Raw genomic sequence first — 18,368 nt, 5'->3', positions numbered from 1 at the left:
CGGGTCCCGAGGTTTCATAGAGAACGGGACCCATCTGATTTAAGAATTGATTGGAAGTTTTTTATTTAAGAGTCTAAATATCTTTAAAGCTAATTGGATTTGCAGCAATTCCTCCGAGTTTTTTAAATCGGTATTTAAGATTTCCTTGATTTTATCGATTCGATAAATAAGCGTATTTCTGTGTAAAAACATCGCTTTTGCTGTTTCACTAATATTAAGGTTATTAATAAAATAGTTCTCTAACGTAATGATATAACTCGTCCCATGTAAATGGTCATGCTCATAGATTTTCCCAAGGCTTTTCATGAAAAATTCTTCTAATTCTATGTCTTTGATATTACTGTCCAAAAAGTGATAGATGGAATGATCTTCATAATGAGATACTCCCCCTCGGATATTAAATTTCTCCATGAGTCGAATAGATTCATTTGCTTCAGAAAAGCTTTTATGAAGGGAATGAATGGTTTCGTAATGACGGCCAATTCCAATTAAGAAGGTTGTGTTATTTATTTCCTTTTCAAATGCATTGTAAATTGTATTTCCGTATTGTTTTACCTCATTTACCGATAGAGAAGGTTTATTTTTATTTTGACCAATCATTATAATTATACGATTGTTTCTATGAAAGCATGTGACCTCAGCTTTTGAATAGTTCGAAAGATTATAGACTAAGTCCACACATTTTCTGGATTTGCTCTCCAACCGAAGCTTCCTTGCTACCATATCATCATAACTGTCATCTTCCTCCGATTCTAAATTTATGACTATACAGTAGTAACTATAACTTGGATTTAATCCATGCAATTCACTATAGGTGTGAATTGTATTGACGGATGTTATTTTTCCAGTCAGCAAATCATCAAAGAAATCCTGTTTGATTTTTAATTTTACCTCCTCGATGTCCTTTGCTTTTATACGTTCCAGTGCCATATTAGTTGACGCCTGCTCTAAAATAAGTAAGTCAAACTCCGTTAAATCTTGGACAGTCTGCCATACAACAATATATCCATAAATATTATTTGCAACTGCGACAGGAAGGATGCGGCATTTTATTTCCATTCCTTCTATGTAATAAATGCGTTGAATACTCTTTTTCATTTCAATTATTTCTTTAGGGACAGAATTAATAAACTCTTTATTGAAAATAGGTCGATTTTTAACCAGAGTAAAGCAGTATGAAAGTGGTACCTTATTATTTAGGTGTTCTGTATAGTGGAGCAGCTTCCAATCCTGGTCAACGAAAATCATTGGATTATTAATAGATACCGATAACATGGAAGAAATCCTTTCAATCCCGCCGCCTTCAAGTGTAATTCGAAAAAATAAATTATGCATGTCTAAGGTCTTTCTATTTAATAAATCATAACGGCCAGATGCTTTCTCATTAATAATAGAAATGACCTTTGATAGGGTATATTCAAAGGGTAACTCAATCAGTGGAAAACCCAATTCATTTGCACGATCAATCATTTTCTGTGGGAGTTTTTCAAAGTATCGTTTCATTTTGACAACTAGTCCTGCACAATTAATAGCTGAAAGTTCGTTAAGTATTCTAATTTGCAAATCCTCGTTATCTTTAAAAATATAACCCGTTGATAATAGGAGTTCATTAGGTGAAAGCCAGTCAAATGCCTCGGGATTTTCGATGATATTGACTATTGAGATTTCATTATCAATTCCTTTTTCCCCAGCAACAATCTTTAAGCCATCAATCGCTTGTATTTCAAATAAATCCTTAACGGTCAGCAAGATTATCACTCCTTTGTCAAAAAATCTACACATTTAATTGTATAACATGCACAAATGATATCTATTTTTTTTGGTTTGCTTAAACGATGATGCTTTTATGCAATCTATCTAAAATAAACATGTAAGGTCATATCTTGTCAAACTGGCACAAGCCCTTCATATGGGTGATGAGTGTCATAACCCAACGTTGCCGGAACAACGCTTTTAATCCAAGCGTTAACACCTTTTATTAGAATTGGTGGATTTGCGATGGCTACAGCTCCTGCAATTGTTGCCCTTGTAGGCGGAACAATAGATGATGCAATCGGCTACTCTAAAAAGATGAAAGAAATTACAACAGCAGAAAATCCAAACGTAACGATTCCATTGCTAAATTTCATGGGTATTCCGACTGGAATCGATGCTCGGAAGGTTGTTCAAACTGGAATCCTGCCAATCATTAATACGGCAATAGCCCATAAGGAAGCAGGAATTGGAATGATTGGAGCAGGAATCACTAATCCTCCAGTTGAAGCTTTTGAAAAGGCAGTGCTAACTTTAAGTCAAAACATTCAATAATTAATTCTGGTCCTAATTTGTTTAGGACCAGAACTGATGCTTTAGTATTTTAATAACTTCCTGTTTGAAATACATCTAAAGGAGAGAATGAACTTGGAAAGTAATACCATAGACAGAGAACTTATTCATGCAAGTGAGCAGGGGGATTATGTTGCTGTAGAAAAGCTCTTTCATGAAGGAGCCAGCATTGATTATAAGGATGCGTCAGGCCGGACAGCCTTAATGGCAGCTGTACAAAAAAACCAAATTGTCGTAGTGAAATTGTTACTAGAGGCTGGAAGCGACGTCAATACGAGAGATATTACCCAATTAACTCCATTTATATGTTCTGGTGCGAACGGATTTCATGAAATTTTAAGTATGATGCTTAAGTTTGGTGCAGACCTAAACAGTGTTAATCGATTTGGAGGTACGGCATTGTTACCTTCTAGTGAAAAAGGCTATTTAAAGACGGTCCAAGTCTGCTTAGATGCTGGAGTTCCGGTAAATCATGTGAACAATTTAGGCTGGTCCGCCCTTCTAGAGTCTGTGATATTAGGTAATGGCGGCAGGCTTTATTCTGATATTATTCAAGAGCTCGTGGAAGCAGGAGCAGATGTAAATCTTCCAGATAGGGACGGGAAGTCAGCGCTGCAGCATGCTCAAGAAATGGGGCACCAAAAGCTTGTAAACATCTTGAATAAAGAATATATCGTAAAAAGTCAATCTATCAAAAAGGCAAAAAAACTTGCCAGAGTTGATAAGTATGAAGAGGCCATCTCAGAAATAGAAAAAGGTCTAGAAGATGATAATCAAAACCTTGATTTGATTTACTACAAAGGCTATTTCTTACAAGAACTAAAGAGATACGAGGAAGCGCTAGAGGAGTACAACAAAGCATTATCACAAGACCCAATGGATCTAGACTTCTATTTCTATACAGCCAACTGTTTAAGAGCAATGAGGAAACCAGAGGAAGCTCTATCGGAATACGATAAAGCCTGTGAATTAAACCCTGTTGATACTTTTTATCGTTATCATAAATCAAATTACTTAAGAGAACTAGGCAGACACGAAGAATCAGTTATTGAAATGGATAAATTGCTGGCACTAAAGCCAAATCGCTACGATTTTTCATTTCATAAGGCAAATAGCCTTAGGTCACTTGGTAAACATCAAGAAGCAATTGAAGCAATAGAGAATGCAATTGCAAATGATCCAGCTAACCCGTTATATCATTTGCATAAGGAGCAATCTTTTGAATTGCTAAGGAAATAAGCAAATTAAACCAAGGGGAAATAGTGATTGTTGCAATTGGAGGAAACTCATTAGTCCGAGAAAATGGTCTTGACTCTGTAATGATTTCGAATATATAAAATAGTAATTTTTTTTATAATGATACTTATGGGAGTCTAAATAAGCTTACTTCTGAATAATGAAAGGAGTTAATTGAATTGAAAACCAAATTAAAGGGAAGGTACGTTATTGGTTACGATGGAGAAGACCACGTCTTAATTGAAAACGCGGAAGTTGTTTTTGAAAATGATAAGATAATCTTTGTCGGCAAAAATTACCTTGGCACAGTAAATAAGGTAATCGATATGGGGAACTCCGTCATTAGTCCGGGGTTTATCGATTTAAATGCATTAGGTGATATTGACCACGATATTTTACATTTAGAGGCAAGGACAAACAGACAGAATAACCTGCTTTGGTCTGAACAATATATAAAAAACGGACACCATGAAGTCATGACAGCTAAAGAAGAAAATTTTAAATCCCTTTATGCCTACTCACAACTGATTCTCCATGGGGTTACTACTGCGATGCCAATTACCTCGGTACTTTATAAAGAATGGGCGGAAACGTATGAGGAGCTTGCTGCTGCAGCAAACCATGCTGGAAGTTTGGGATTAAGAATCTATCTTGGGTCAAGCTACCAATCTGGAATCAGGGTCATAAAACCTGATGGTACTATCCAACTGTACTGGGATGATGAAGCAGGAAAAGCAGGATTAAAAGATGCTGTAAGGTTTGTAGAAGAATTTGACGGAGCTTTTGATGGATTAGTTAAGGGGATGCTGGCACCCGAACGAATTGAGTGTCAAACGTCAGAAAGTTTGACACAAACAAAATACTATAGTGATAAATTAGGAGTGCCAATTAAACTTCATGCAGCACAAGGAACCTATGAATATCATACCATTGTTGAAAAGCACGGTGTAACTCCTATTCGCTATTTATATGACCTTGGTTTTTTAGGGTCAAAAACAGGAATTCCGCATGCTCACTTTATTGCTGGATATAGTGAAGCACATTCAGGTAAAGGTGATGATATAGCACTTCTGAAAGAAACAAATACAACGGTCATTCATTGTCCTTTAATCATTGGCAGGCATGGTTCGGCATTAGAATCATTTGCTAAATATAAACGGGCAGGTATTAATTTAGCGCTAGGAACAGATACCTATCCTCCAGATATATTTCAAAATATTCGAACAGGCAGCATGTTTTCCCGATTCATTGAAAAAGAAGTAGAGGGTTCAACATACGCCGATTTCTTCCGGGCGGCCACACTTGGGGCAGCTACATTCCTGGGGAGAAATGACCTCGGTCGTTTAGCTGTTGGAGCGAAAGCAGATATTATTGCAATTGACTTAAGTGGATATCATCTGGGAGTTCTCGACGATCCCATCCGAACTATGATTGTGAGCGGAACAGGAAGAGACGTGAAACTATCCATTATTAATGGAAGGGTTGTAATGAAGGACCAAAAAATACCTAATTTTGATTTAGAAGAAATGAAAGCCAAGGGACAACAATATTTTAACAAAATGAGAAAAGGATATTTAGAAAGAGATTATCAGCAATTGACAGAAAGAGAATTATTTCCTCCTTCCTTCAAAATAGTGGATTCTATCTGAAATTATCAAAAGTAGTAAAGATATTGAAAAATAAAGTAAAAATTTTCGAAATAAAATTATCTGAATATTTTTTATAATTAGATAAACGGAAGGGAAGATTATAAAAATATTCAGAGGGTGGATTCCATGGTGAAAAAGTGGGGGTTAGGTAGATTTTTTCTGATAATGTTGATCGTGTTTGTCATTACAGGCTGCTCGACAAGTAAAGATGTCAGCACAAAAAGCAATGGTAAAAACACAGAATCTAAGGACGGGGGTACATTAGTGATTGCCCGATTGTCGGACGCTGAAAACTTAGATCAGCATTTTATGTCAACAATCAATGCAGCAAGTGTGACCCATCGCAAAATCTATGAGGGTTTAGTTGGTCGTGATAATAATGCTGAAATCCAACCATTGCTGGCGGAAAAGTGGGAGCAACTAGATGATACGACATGGGAGTTTAAATTACGAGAAGGTGTTAAATTTCACGATGGATCAGCTTTTAATGCCAATGCTGTAAAAGCTACATTTGATCGACTGTTAGATCCAAAGGTGGCATCACCCAGAGCTGTTGTTTTTAAAATGGTAAAAGAAGTAAAGATAATAGATGACTACACCGTTCAGTTTATTTTAACTGAGCCGTTTGCACCATTACTCTCTATTTTGGCTAGTCATGAAGGCGGGATTATTAGTCCAAAAACTATCGAGAAATATGGGAAAAGCATTATTAAAGAACCAAATGGGACAGGTCCATTTGTTTTCAAATCATGGACACCTGGGCAAGAAATTGTATTAACAAAAAACAATAGTTATTGGGGAGATAAGGCGAAGGTCGATAAAGTCGTCTTTAAGGTTGTACCTGAGGAAACAACCAGAATCTCGATGCTAGAAACAGGTGAAGCTCAAATAGCTGAACCCCTTTCTGTACCAATGATGGATACAGTAAAGGCTTCACAAGCAATCGATGTTTACCGTAGTGAAGGATATGGAACAGAGTATATCGGTTTTAATGTTCAAAAGAAGCCATTTAATGATGAAAGGGTTCGAAAGGCCATCGCCCATGCGGTTGAAATGGATTCCATTATTAAAGGTGTCTATAATAATGTGGGAAATAAGGCAAATTCCTTATTAGGCTCAAAGGTTTTCGGTTACCATCCTGATATGAAATCGTATAAATATAACTTAAATGAAGCAAAGAGATTACTAGCTGAAGCAGGTTATCCAAATGGTTTTGAAGTTACACTTAAAACGATGGATAGCAAAGAAAGAGTGAACATGGCAGAAGTACTGCAATCACAGTTAAAAGGAATCGGCGTCAAAATAAAAATAGAGGTGTTGGAGTACGGTACGTTTGTTGACCAAGTAAACAAGGGTGACTCTGAGATGTTTATCCTTAGCTGGAGAAATGCTACCGGTGATGCTGATTATAACCAGTATAACCTTTTCCATACAAGCTCACAGGGAGGAGCGGGAAATACCTTCTTTTACAGTAATAAAGAAGTCGATAGTTTAATAGAAGCTGCACGCCGTGAAAAAGACCAAGAAAAACGAAAAGAATTATATGCACAGTCACAAGAAATAGAAATGAAAGAGGCAGTTTATATCCCTGTTCGAGTTATTGAAAATTTAGCGGCTGTTGGAAAAGATGTAAAAGGTTTTTCTATTAGTCCATCAGGCTATTTAGAAATAAATGATGTGTCAATTAAATAAGACACAGCTTAAAAGAGGGATATCCATTTTGGGTAACCTCTTTTATCGTGGTGATTAACAATGAAAGGATGAATAGAAATGAATAGCAAGTATTGGTTAAAGAATGCACGTATTGAAACAGGGTACTATGAAGAAAATGGAATAGTTGTAGGAACTATGACTGAGATGTGTCATCTGTTAATAGAGGATGGGAAAATTTCAAAAATAATAAAACCTTCTGAGCCATTTGAAGTTGTGTTACCTCTAATAGATGCAAAAGGAATGCTTTTGCTTCCTTCTTTCATCGAAAAGCATGTTCACCTTGATAAAACCTATATGGGTGATAATTGGCGGGCTTGTATCCCGGCATCAGGCGTAATTGAACGCTGTGATATTGAAAAGAATATTCTAGCTTCTATCTCATTTAGCACACAAAAACGTGCTGAAGCCTTGCTTGAAGTATTACTATCATACGGATCCACTCATGTCAGAACGCATGTTGATATATATCCTGAGGTGAAATTGCAAAATTTAGAAGGAGTTCAGCACGCTCTAGTATCTTATTCCAATAAAATAAGCTCTGAAATTGTTGCGTTTGCCCAGCATGGCTTGCTCCGTCCAGGAACAGTACAGCTTGTAAGGGAAGCTTTGAGAAATGGGGCAGGGATTGTCGGAGCTGTCGATCCAGCAACGGTCGACAATAATATTGAAGCATCATTGGTACAGTTAATGGATTTAGCAGTTGAAGGTAATGCCGATATTGATTTGCATTTACATGATCCTGGTCACTTAGGTACTTTCACAATGAAACGTCTTGCCTATTTAACGAAGCAAGCAGGCTGGGAAGGGAGAGTGGCAATCAGTCATGCCTTTGGACTTGGAGATGTATCAAGAGAAGAAGCTGCAGACATGGCCGAGTTATTAAGAGATGCAGGTATTTCAATTGTTACGAGTCTCCCAATTGGCAGAAATATTCCTCCGGTAAGCTTGCTATCAGAATACGGTGTGAATGTAGCCATTGGAAACGATAATATTTTTGATTCGTGGTGGCCGACTGGAAATGGGGACGTTCTTGAAAGGCTTGGCCGGCTAATTGAACGGTGTCGTTGGACAGATGAAGTTTCTCTTTCTCAAGCATTAAAATATATTACTGGTGGTTTGACGCCTTTAGATAGAGAAGGCAGAAAGCAATGGCCTAAAGAAGGGGATGCAGCCAATATGATTTTAGTAGAAGCAAGTTGTTCTGCCGAAGTCGTTGCTAGACGTTCAAACCGTAAGGCAGTTTTTTATCAGGGTAACTTGGTTTCAGGTTCCATTAGCTAGATTTAATTTTAAAGGAGGATGAAAACATCATCCCCCTTTTGTTATATTTGCCAAATCCTTATCTTTTCTACTGGCGTGTAACAGGTTGTTCAAATAAATAAATAGTAAATATAGGACGACTGAAACGATTATCCCAGTAAACCATGAAATATTATAAATCGGCTCAAGGATATCAATAAATCTACCAATCAAGCTAGTACACCCAGCGAATAGAGTGGTAAGCAGTGCAGGCCAGTTTACTCCGTTTGAGAAACGGCCCTTACTATTTGGAAAATATAATTCTTGTAAATTGATTTCTCTTTTCTTGATAATAAAATAATCCGCAAGCATCACACCAATTACAGGACTTAACATTCCACCAATCATATTTAAAAAAGTAAAAATGCTTGTAGGGCTCTCCATCAGCTTCCAGGGCATAATCAGTAATCCAATAATGGTGCCAATGAAGGCACCAGATTTAAAGTTTAATTTTTTCGGGGCTAGGGAGGCCAGTTGATACCCTGCAGGGATAATGTTACCTACAATGTTTACAGATAATGTCGTTAAACAAATGGTAAGTAGAGAAAGGATAATGGCAAATTTGCTATCAAATCGATTAATCACTTCAAGTACATTCCAGATTGGAACTCCGAAAGCAATTTCAGACCCAACGATGATGGTAATACTTGCAACTGCAAACAATAAATAGGTAATTAGAATTCCAACAATTTGTCCGCATGACTGGCCTTTATTGGTGCGAGAATACCTTGTAACATCAGAAACGCTTAGTATTTGTGCCACCCATGCTGCTAATATCGCTGAAATACAGCTTAGGATAATCAAAATACTATTTCCTTCTACACCTTTCTCGCTAAAGTTTAAGATTGGGATGATTCCACCTGCTAAATTAATTGCCCAAATGGACATTCCGCCAAAAACGACAAATACCATTGGAGAGAGTAGCTTAGTTAACTTTCCTAAGGCATCTACCCCTGCAAAAATAAAAAAGACATTAATCACCCAAAAGAGGAGAAGGGATATAAGATTGGCTAAATTTAATCCTAAAAAACTCCAATCTGCTCCTAATGTTGGATAGGGCTCCCAAAATTCTGCAATTAAAATAGTTACGGCAAGGCTTCCAGCATATGTTTGCAGACCGAACCACATAATGGCTGCGATTATCCCCCTTAATACCCCTGGAATAATTGCTCCTTTGCGACCAAAACTGGTCCGGAGCAGGATTGAGAAAGGGATTCCATATTTCCCCCCTGCATGGCCATTCAATGCCATCATTCCGGCGAGTATTATCGATGAAGTCATAATGATAAAAAATACCTGCCATATCGATAAACCTAACGCAAAGAAACCCCCAATGGTAACATAGGATGGAACATTATGAACCGAACCCCATCCAAATGGAGAAGTAATGGCTAAACTTCCATGTTCTAGCTTCTGGTTTTGTTGGTAATAAATCTGTGTTATCCGACAATGAATCATCATGGATGACTTGCTTTTCTCCCAAGGTTGCTTACCTCCAATCTTCCTTAAAGCTTTATCCTAGTGGATACTGTTTGGAAAATAAAAACCAATAAACAAATCAAACCAGAAATTATGAAGCTGATCCAAATGATCGTTAAGTTATCATTCAGGGGAATAAATATATAGCCCCCCAAGGCACCAATCAATGAGGAAAAGGGGATGATTGCAGGAATCGATTTGTTACTTAGAATAATAAATAACATCGGTACAATGATGGCAGCGTAAATATTCCCAGAGAAAAACAATAATTGTAGCGGAGTAGGTTTAAAAATACTCACGATTATTAGTAAAAATATACAAATACTTCCTGAAAAAATATAAGTGAATTTCCATCTTTCGTGGTCAGATAAAGGACGAAATAAATCAATAATATTTTTTACAACCAAGGTAGTCGTCGCATGTAGCTCTGCACTAATTGCTGACGAAATCGCACTAAAGCAAAATAAAACAAATAAAACAATTAGCATGGTTGATTGTATTTTATCAACAAGTTCAAAAAGCAACGAATAAATATCTTTATAGCTTCTGCCAAACATAATAATCATTAGCAGGGAGGTTAGAGCTAGTGGGATTGTGGCCCATATTACTCCTGCTAGAGTAAAGGTCATTTGAATTTTTTCCTTTTTGATGATAAATAATCTCTGCCATGTTGCTCGATCAATTAAGACCTGTCCAAAGCCAATCAAAATCGCTGTGAAAATAAACCAAATCGAATCTGTATTTTTATAGAATAAAATATAAGGATGAAAAAGTTTAATCCCTTCATAAACAGGATGGACACCTTCCTGAATATAAAAATAGACAGGAATGACTAAAACAGCGCCGAAAATCAATGAGACATTAACACCTGATAACTGGTGCATTCGCTGCATTCCACCAACACCGCCTACAAAAAAACAAAAGCCTAAAAACAATAGCATTCCTATAAAAATAGGCATAGGGAACAGGATATGAATGAGGATTCCCGCTCCCATTGCTTGGATAAATAAGGAGTGCAGGCTGGTAATGAGAAGAATTGTAATGACATACCAGTAGCCGCTTGGTGATAATTTTTTTCTCAGTACATCTCCAATCGTTTGCTCATCGGGAAATTTTTCTCTAATGACTTTGGCTAAAAATCCAAACAATATGAGTGCTAAAGCCCCCATTAAAGAATAGCCAATTCCACCAGTTAATCCGTATTTTATTAATGTTTCTGGAGAAGAGAGGATCGTATTGCCTGTTATCCACCTCGATAAAAGACTAACAACCCCAAAGCTTACTCCCAATTTAATCGCACCGCTTATATATAATTGATAAGAACTTCTATTCAACGGTATGTCTCCTTTAAGCGATAGTCACTCGGTGATTGTCCAGTCAATTTCCGAAAGATTTGGCTAAAGTAATGCTGGCTATTAAATCCACATCTTTCTGAAATCGTGCTAATGCTTAAATCAGGATTATTAATTAACATTTTTTGAGCTTGCTTTAAACGATAATCATTTAAATATTCAGAGAAGCCCATCCCTACTTCTTCGTGAAATTTTCTGCTTAAATAGGCAGGGTTAATGTGAATCTTTGAAGCTAAATAATTTAATGTTAATTTTTCACTATATTCCTGATGTATAATTTGTAAGGCGTTTACGATTTGTTCCGTATATCGCCCCAATCGATCATATCTGCTTAATACGTTCAAAAGCTCTTCTTCAATGACAGGCTTCGTAATATAATCAACAACCCCAATTCTTATCGAGATTTGAGCATATTCAAAATTCTGAAAAGCTGTAACCATGATAATATCCATTGAATAATTTCGTGTGAGTTCCATCGCTAATTCCAAACCTGATTTACCTGGGAGCTGGATATCAAGAAATGCAAGAAAGATTTCATGTTGTTTGATGATTTGAATGGCTTGTGAAGCATCTAGAGCCTTAAAAAACTTCCAGTTTGGAAACTTTTTTTGAATTAAATATTCGAGCAGTTCTAATTCAAGTGGTTCATCATCTACTAAAAGAATATTCATTTGGATGCACTCCCTATCCTAGTACAAATGGGAAAACAGCTAAAACACTGGTACCGTCTTCTGAAGGTATTAAGTTTACTGAAGTCTGATCTCCTGGAAAGAGAAGATCAAGCCTTTTTGCAATATTATCTAAACCAAGTCCATCTTTATGAGATTGGACCACCTGTCCTTCTAAGGCATTGTTCCAGACAGTTACATAAACTTCCTTCTCGTTCTTTTCAATGATTATTTTTAAAAAAGCCTCACCAATATGTCTGTCAAATGAATGTTTAAAGGCGTTCTCGACAAGGGTTTGAATTAAAAAAGGGATGATAACAGCCTGTCCCACCGTTGAATCCATTGATATTTCGTAATGAAGTCTGTCACGGAACCTTATTTTTTGTATTTCCAAATAATAATTGATATAGGATAATTCCTCATTAATGGTTATTAAAGGTGTATTCGTCTTATATTTAAATTTTAGCAATTTTGAAAAGGTCTCAATCGAGTGAATCAATTCTGTTTTCCTCTCCAACCTTGCAAGACTTAAAATGGAATTTAATGTATTAAAGAGGAAATGTGGTTGGATTTCCTGATTTAATTGATTATATAGGGCTGTTTGCAGTTCTTTCTCGAGAGCAATTTCCCTTGTTTGCTTTTCTAAAAGATCAATTCGTTTTTCAAATATAAATAAAAACAGCAAAGTAAATGCACCAAGTAAAGGGGCTAAGACACATAACATAATGTAGATGGAGAAAGCTTCAATATTAAGCATTAAACGAGATTCTCCTTTAGATGTAGAAAAAGGGAGTCTAGAAATACTCCCAATCTTAATATTATAAAGTTTTTTATTTCTAATATAACATTATTGTGAAAGTTGTTCTGCAAAATGGCAGCTGACAAAGTGATTCTCAGCTAATTCTCTTAAGGCAGGTTCTTCTAATTTACACTTCTCCGTTACAAACGGACAGCGCGTATGGAAACGGCATCCGCTTGGAGGATCGATGGGGGAAGGGACATCCCCTTTTAAGATGACTCGTTCCCTTTTATGGACCGGATTAGGTACAGGAATTGATGATAACAATGCCTTTGTATATGGATGAAGCGGTACATCGAATAGATCTTTTTTGTTAGCAATCTCAACGACCTTTCCTAAATACATAACCATTACTCGGTCGGAAATATGCCTAACTACACTTAAATCATGTGAGATAAATAAAAAGGTAAGCTGAAACTGATTTTGAAGCTTTTTTAATAGATTTAGGATTTGAGCTTGGATGGAAACATCCAAAGCAGATACTGCTTCATCACAAATAATTAATTTAGGATCGACGGCAAGTGCACGGGCAATCCCAATTCGCTGACGCTGCCCCCCGCTAAATTCATGGGGATAGCGCTCAAGTGCTTCTTGGGGTAGACCGACATACCCCAATAATTCTATCATTCTTTCCATCCTTTTCGATTTTTCAACGACATTTTGAATGGCCATTGCTTCATTTAAAATTTGTTTTACCGTTTGACGGGGGTTAAGTGAGGCAAAAGGATCTTGGAAAATTACTTGCAAGTCTCCTCTTAGCTTTCGCATCTCTTTATTATTGAGCTTTAAAATGTCTTTATCATCATAATATACAGTTCCATCTGTTGGTTCATCGAGACGTAGAATCGCGCGTCCTGTAGTCGATTTACCACAGCCAGATTCCCCAACTATGCTTAATGTCTCTCCTTCGTATAGGTGAAAAGAAATGTCATCAACTGCCTTTACATATGCCTTAGGTTTAAAAATGGAATCTGATTTAACAGGGAAATATTGTTTCAAATGGTCCACTTTTAATAATACTTTTTTCTCTGTAGCAGTCACCATTATTTAACAGCCCCCTCTTTTTCCACATGTCTCGTCCATTCGTCAGTGTACATCCAACAACGTACTTTAACACCATCATTTTGTTCAATTAGATCAGGCTTCTGCAAGTGACACAAAGGTTTCTGATGGGGGCACCTTGAAGCAAAACGGCAGCCTGTCGGCAAATTATACGGACTTGGTACACTCCCTTCGATCGTTTGCAATTCTTCTTGGTCCTCATGGATCTTTGGTAAAGAATTTAACAACCCTTGTGTATAGGGGTGCTTTGGATTTGTAAAAATCTTTTCAGTTGGCGCATGTTCAATAATATTGCCGGCATACATAACGGCAACTTTATCACATGTTTCAGAAACAACTCCTAAATCATGTGTAATCATAATAACGCCCATACCTATCTTTTTTTGTAAATCTTTAATTAGATCTAATATTTGTGCTTGAATGGTTACATCTAAGGCTGTTGTTGGTTCATCGGCAATTAACACTTCTGGAGTACAGGCAAGTGCCATCGCAATCATTACACGCTGGCGCATACCGCCACTTAATTGGAATGGTTCTTGTTTTGCCCTTTTTTCAGGAGAAGGTATTCCCACAAGCTTAAGCATTTCAACGGCCTTAATCCACGCTTCCTTTTTTTTCATACCTTGATGCAATCTTAATGCTTCAGCAATTTGTTCTCCGACAGTAAGTACAGGATTTAATGATGTCATCGGTTCTTGGAAAATCATCGAGATTTCGTTTCCACGGATTTTCCTCATTTCATCCTCTGAGAGTGCGACTAAATCTTTCCCTTTATAAAGAACCTGTCCGCCCGCAATTTTCCCTGGAGGGGAGGGGATTAGTCGTAGTATGGAGAGAGATGTCATACTTTTTCCACAGCCTGATTCTCCGACAATACCTAAAGTCTCTCCCTTTCGAAGGGTAAAATCAATACCGTCAACGGCCTTACTTACACCATGTTTTGTAAAGAAATGTGTTTTTAATCCTTTTACTTCTAAAATTGGATTGTTTTTCTCACTCACCATTATTCACCACCTGTTAATTTAGTTCCATTCGTTTATTAAAGAACCGATAGAATACGTCCACAAATAAGTTCACGATAACAAAGATTAACGAGGCAGCTAAAACTCCCCCTTGAACCACTGGTAAATCCCGCATTCGGATAGCATCAACAATCATTCTGCCAAGTCCGTTAATCGCAAAGATGGATTCAACTAATACAGTTCCGCCAAGCAGAGCACCAAACTGTAACCCAACAACCGTTATTACTGGAATTAAGGCATTCCGTAATGCGTGCTTATAAATAATGACATGTTCGCGCAGTCCTTTTGCTCGTGCTGTACGGATATAATCTTGCCTGATGACTTCAAGCATACTGGAACGAGTCATCCGGGCAACAATTGCTGCACCTCCTGCTCCTAATGTTAGAGCAGGAAGGATGACGTGAAGGATACTATCCCATCCTGCAACCGGAAGAATTTGCAGTTTTACGGAGAAGAAATACATCATCATTAAACCAAACCAAAAGCTCGGTAAGGAAATTCCAAGTAGGGCAACTAGCATAACACTTGTATCTGTAAGTGAATAAGGTTTAACCGCTGAAATAATTCCCGCTGCCATACCTAAAACGATTGTGATAATGATACTAAAAAATGCTAATTCCATTGTGATCGGTAGTCTAACCATTATTTCATCAAGTACTGGCTGGTTATTCTTAAGTGAATTACCAAAGTCTCCTTGAAATACATTCAAAAGGTAGTCAAAATATTGAACCAGTAATGGCCGGTTTAACCCCAATTGCTCGCGAATGGCATTAACTGTTTCTTTTGATGCTCCTTCACCTGCAAGCAAAACAGCAGGATCGCCGGGAACTAGTTGCATGATAAAAAATACGACAAAAGTTACCCCAATTACTACTGGGATCATTTGGATTAAACGGCGTAAAATAAACATCAACATCGTCTGCTAACCTCCTTAAATTTTACTTTTTCATTCTTGGATCAAAAGCATCGCGTAATCCATCACCAAAGATATTAAAACCTAAAACGAGGATAGAAATCGCTAAACCTGGGAAAATCGCAATGTATGGAGCAGAGAATAAGAAATCCCTTCCATTACTTAGCATCGTTCCCCATTCCGGAGAAGGAGGCTGTGCGCCAAGACCAAGAAACGATAAGCCTGCAGCTGATAAAATCGCCGTCGCAAGACGTAATGTCCCTTGGACAATAATTGGAGAAAGAATATTTGGTAAAATATGTTTGAAAATAATTGTAAAATCATTTGCGCCAAGCGACCGTATGGCGTCGATATACTCGAGACGTTTCACTTCTAAGGTAGAACCGCGGACAATTCGTGCAAATAACGGAACGGAAAATGCTCCAACCGCAATCGTAACATTAATAAGACCAGGTCCTAGAGCACTTATGATGGCTAATGCTAGTAAGATTCCAGGAAAGGCGAGCATGACATCCATCAATCGCATAATGAACGAATCAACCCATTTTCCATAATAGCCAGCAACTAGTCCAAAAATGATTCCGAAGAATGAGCCAAAGGCTACAGCAGCAAAACCGACTCCCATCGAAAGTCTTGAGCCATACAGAATACGACTTAATATATCTCTCCCTTTATCATCGGTTCCCATCCAGTGATCACTCGATGGAGGCAGTAATTTATCTCCTAATATAATTTCATATGGATTGTAGGGGGCTAAGAGCGGTGCAAATAATCCGATAAAAATGTAAAAGAGGATAATAATTGCACCGACCATCGCTGCTTTATTAACCATTAAAATAGAAAGGAAGTCTTTTAATTTAGATCGTTTCGGTAGATTAATTGTTTGTGTGATTACAATTGGTTTTTCAGTGTTTACTTCAACTGACATGTAAAACCCTCCTTATTTTAATTTTTTTGAAAGATAAGATGTAATTGATCGTTGCGGTAGACCCCCTTCTAAACTTTCAGACTTTTTATTGGGTTAAGTACAAATTATCAAAATTAGGTGAAAAGTAAATATTTTTTAAATAATATGTCAATATAGTTAAAATTTAAGTAAATATTCTGTAAATATTATTGTCGATTGTCTTTTATAATGCAGATATGTACTAGCGGAGGGATGGTGGATACACGAATGAAGGGTCAGAATTTACAAAATAACAAAATAAGGGAGCATAAAAAAATGGAGAAAAAAGGACGCAGTATGAATAGGGGACTACTATTTGTTCTAATCGGCTTAATGATGATTTTTGCTCAAGCTTGTTCTACAAAATCAACTTCTTCAACTGATACGGCAGGCAGAAAAGAAGCAACCAAACAAGGTGGTACATTGACAGTTGTAAGGCTTTCTGATGCTACAAAACTTGATCCGCATTTTATTACAGATATTCCTTCTGCGAATATCATTTATCAAAAAGTTTATCAGACACTAGTTGCACCAGACAAAGATTTCAAAATTCAACCGCTGTTAGCGAAAGAATGGAAAGTCGTAAATGACACAACATGGGAATTTAAATTACAAGAAGGTGTTAAATTCCATGACGGAGCACCATTCAATGCTGAAGCTGTTAAAAAGACATTTGATCGTTTGTTAGATCCGAAAACGGAATCACCGCAACGCGAGAAATTCTCCATGATTAAGGAAGTAAAAGTTGTTGATGATTATACCGTTCAATTATTACTTGAATATTCTTATGCTCCACTGCTATCTATTTTGGCCAGCCAAGAAGGTAGTATTATTAGTCCGAAAGCGATTACAGAAAATCCAGATGCATTATCACAGCATCCAGTTGGAACAGGTCCATTTGTATTTGAATCATGGAAGACCGGACAAGAAATTTCATTAAAGAGAAATGAAAACTACTGGGGAAAGAAAGCTAATATTGATCGAGTAGTATTCAAAGTCGTTCCCGAAGATGCGACACGCCTGGCTATGATTGAAACTGGTGAAGCGAATATTAATGACCAAGTACCTGTAACCGAGATTGAGCGCATTGAAGCTTCCGACAAAATGGGACTCTATCGTACAGAAGGACTAGCTGTTGAATATCTTGGATTTAACGTAAAGAAAAAACCGTTTGATGATGTAAGGGTTCGAAAGGCAATCAGCCACGCCATTGAAAGAGAAGCAATTATTAAAGGCGTTTATAATAACGTTGGAACCCTTGCCAATGTAGCAATGAGCCCTAAGGTGCTTGGATACAGTGATAAGGTTAAAGCTTACGACTATGATTTGAACGAAGCAAAGAAATTGTTAAAAGAAGCTGGCTATGAAAAGGGATTGGATGTCACTTTATTAACAAGTGACCGAAAAGAACGTATTAACATGGCTGAAGTGATGCAATCGCAATTAAAAGGAATTGGAATTAATGTAAAGATCCAAGTAATGGAATATGGCGCTTATATCGACATGATTGACAAAGGTGAGCACGAGATGGCTATTGGCGGTTGGGGTAATGCAACTGGGGACGGTGATTACAACCAGTATAACTTATTCCATTCAGCATCACAGGGAGCTGCAGGGAACACGTTCTACTATAGTAATCCAGATGTAGACAAAATGATTGAATCCGCACGAAAAGAAACAGATGAGCAAAAACGATTAAAGCTATATGAAAAGGTAATGCAGAAAGAGATTGACGATGCGGTTTATGTTCCTATACGAAATTATGAACATTTGGCTGCCTATAGTAAAAATGTAAGTGGATTTTGGTTAAATGCTGCTAACTATCTAATGATTGATGATGTGGTAATTAAATAGAGGCTTTATGAAGAAATGAATAGTGTCCAAGGTGGAAAAGTACTTTCGTAA

At 37.2% G+C, this 18,368-nt stretch carries 14 protein-coding genes and 1 pseudogene; 6 read left to right on the top strand and 9 right to left on the bottom strand.

The annotated features are described in order from the left end of the window. Positions 1-39: 39 nt before the first annotated feature. Positions 40-1,749, bottom strand: coding sequence for a PucR family transcriptional regulator (locus J7E66_RS02160; protein ID WP_214997814.1), 1,710 nt, complete (start codon positions 1,747-1,749; stop codon positions 40-42). Between the two features lie 228 nt (positions 1,750-1,977). Between J7E66_RS02160 and J7E66_RS02155 the strand changes: the two are divergent. From J7E66_RS02155 to J7E66_RS02135, 5 genes and pseudogenes are all read left to right on the top strand, one after another. Next, positions 1,978-2,307: pseudogene (locus J7E66_RS02155) on the top strand (DUF1116 domain-containing protein); the annotation flags it as partial. 93 nt (positions 2,308-2,400) lie between these two features. Next, positions 2,401-3,564: an ankyrin repeat domain-containing protein gene (locus J7E66_RS02150; RefSeq protein ID WP_251032714.1), complete on the top strand. Its 1,164-nt coding sequence runs from the start codon at positions 2,401-2,403 to the stop codon at positions 3,562-3,564. Positions 3,565-3,740: 176 nt separating this feature from the next. After that, positions 3,741-5,210 carry an amidohydrolase family protein gene (locus tag J7E66_RS02145; RefSeq protein ID WP_214997812.1) on the top strand — a complete coding sequence of 490 codons (1,470 nt, stop codon included), beginning with the start codon at positions 3,741-3,743 and terminating at the stop codon, positions 5,208-5,210. Between the two features lie 126 nt (positions 5,211-5,336). Next, positions 5,337-6,902: a glutathione ABC transporter substrate-binding protein gene (locus tag J7E66_RS02140; RefSeq protein ID WP_214997811.1), complete on the top strand. Its 1,566-nt coding sequence runs from the start codon at positions 5,337-5,339 to the stop codon at positions 6,900-6,902. 78 nt (positions 6,903-6,980) lie between these two features. After that, complete coding sequence (locus J7E66_RS02135) at positions 6,981-8,204, top strand: amidohydrolase (RefSeq protein WP_214997810.1); 1,224 nt, start codon at positions 6,981-6,983, stop codon at positions 8,202-8,204. Between the two features lie 27 nt (positions 8,205-8,231). On the opposite strand, the gene J7E66_RS02130 is transcribed toward J7E66_RS02135, so the two are convergent. The 8 genes from J7E66_RS02130 to J7E66_RS02095 form a co-directional block, all read right to left on the bottom strand. Continuing rightward, on the bottom strand, positions 8,232-9,683 hold the full coding sequence (locus J7E66_RS02130; RefSeq protein WP_251032713.1) for a cytosine permease: 1,452 nt from the start codon (positions 9,681-9,683) through the stop codon (positions 8,232-8,234). Between the two features lie 44 nt (positions 9,684-9,727). Further along, the gene (locus J7E66_RS02125) at positions 9,728-11,035 is read right to left on the bottom strand and encodes an SLC5/6 family protein (RefSeq protein WP_214997809.1); all 1,308 of its coding nucleotides are present in this window, start codon (positions 11,033-11,035) and stop codon (positions 9,728-9,730) included. Continuing rightward, the gene (locus J7E66_RS02120) at positions 11,032-11,724 is read right to left on the bottom strand and encodes a response regulator transcription factor (RefSeq protein WP_214997808.1); all 693 of its coding nucleotides are present in this window, start codon (positions 11,722-11,724) and stop codon (positions 11,032-11,034) included. The genes J7E66_RS02125 and J7E66_RS02120 overlap by 4 nt, the downstream gene beginning before the upstream one ends. A 13-nt stretch (positions 11,725-11,737) precedes the next feature. Continuing rightward, entirely contained in the window at positions 11,738-12,478 is a 741-nt protein-coding gene (locus tag J7E66_RS02115) for a sensor histidine kinase (protein ID WP_214997807.1), read from the bottom strand. Between the two features lie 90 nt (positions 12,479-12,568). Further along, positions 12,569-13,564, bottom strand: a complete 996-nt coding sequence (locus tag J7E66_RS02110; protein WP_251032712.1) for an ABC transporter ATP-binding protein — start codon at positions 13,562-13,564, stop codon at positions 12,569-12,571. Continuing rightward, positions 13,564-14,586, bottom strand: a complete 1,023-nt coding sequence (locus J7E66_RS02105) for an ABC transporter ATP-binding protein (protein WP_214997806.1) — start codon at positions 14,584-14,586, stop codon at positions 13,564-13,566. Before J7E66_RS02105 ends, J7E66_RS02110 begins: the two co-directional genes overlap by 1 nt. 13 nt (positions 14,587-14,599) lie before the next feature. Continuing rightward, the gene (gene nikB / locus J7E66_RS02100; RefSeq protein ID WP_214997805.1) at positions 14,600-15,520 is read right to left on the bottom strand and encodes a nickel ABC transporter permease; all 921 of its coding nucleotides are present in this window, start codon (positions 15,518-15,520) and stop codon (positions 14,600-14,602) included. Positions 15,521-15,542: 22 nt separating this feature from the next. Then, positions 15,543-16,445 (bottom strand): ABC transporter permease, encoded by a 903-nt coding sequence (locus tag J7E66_RS02095; protein WP_214997804.1) that lies wholly within the window; start codon positions 16,443-16,445, stop codon positions 15,543-15,545. Positions 16,446-16,739: 294 nt separating this feature from the next. Here J7E66_RS02095 and J7E66_RS02090 point away from each other — a divergent pair, with 294 nt between their 5' ends. After that, on the top strand, positions 16,740-18,317 hold the full coding sequence (locus J7E66_RS02090; RefSeq protein ID WP_374103819.1) for a glutathione ABC transporter substrate-binding protein: 1,578 nt from the start codon (positions 16,740-16,742) through the stop codon (positions 18,315-18,317). Positions 18,318-18,368: the final 51 nt, after the last annotated feature.

The sequence above is a fragment of the Bacillus sp. ISL-7 genome (assembly GCF_018613065.1).
The sequence above is the reverse complement of the archived record's forward strand: the minus strand, read 5'-3'. Positions and strand labels throughout refer to the sequence as shown.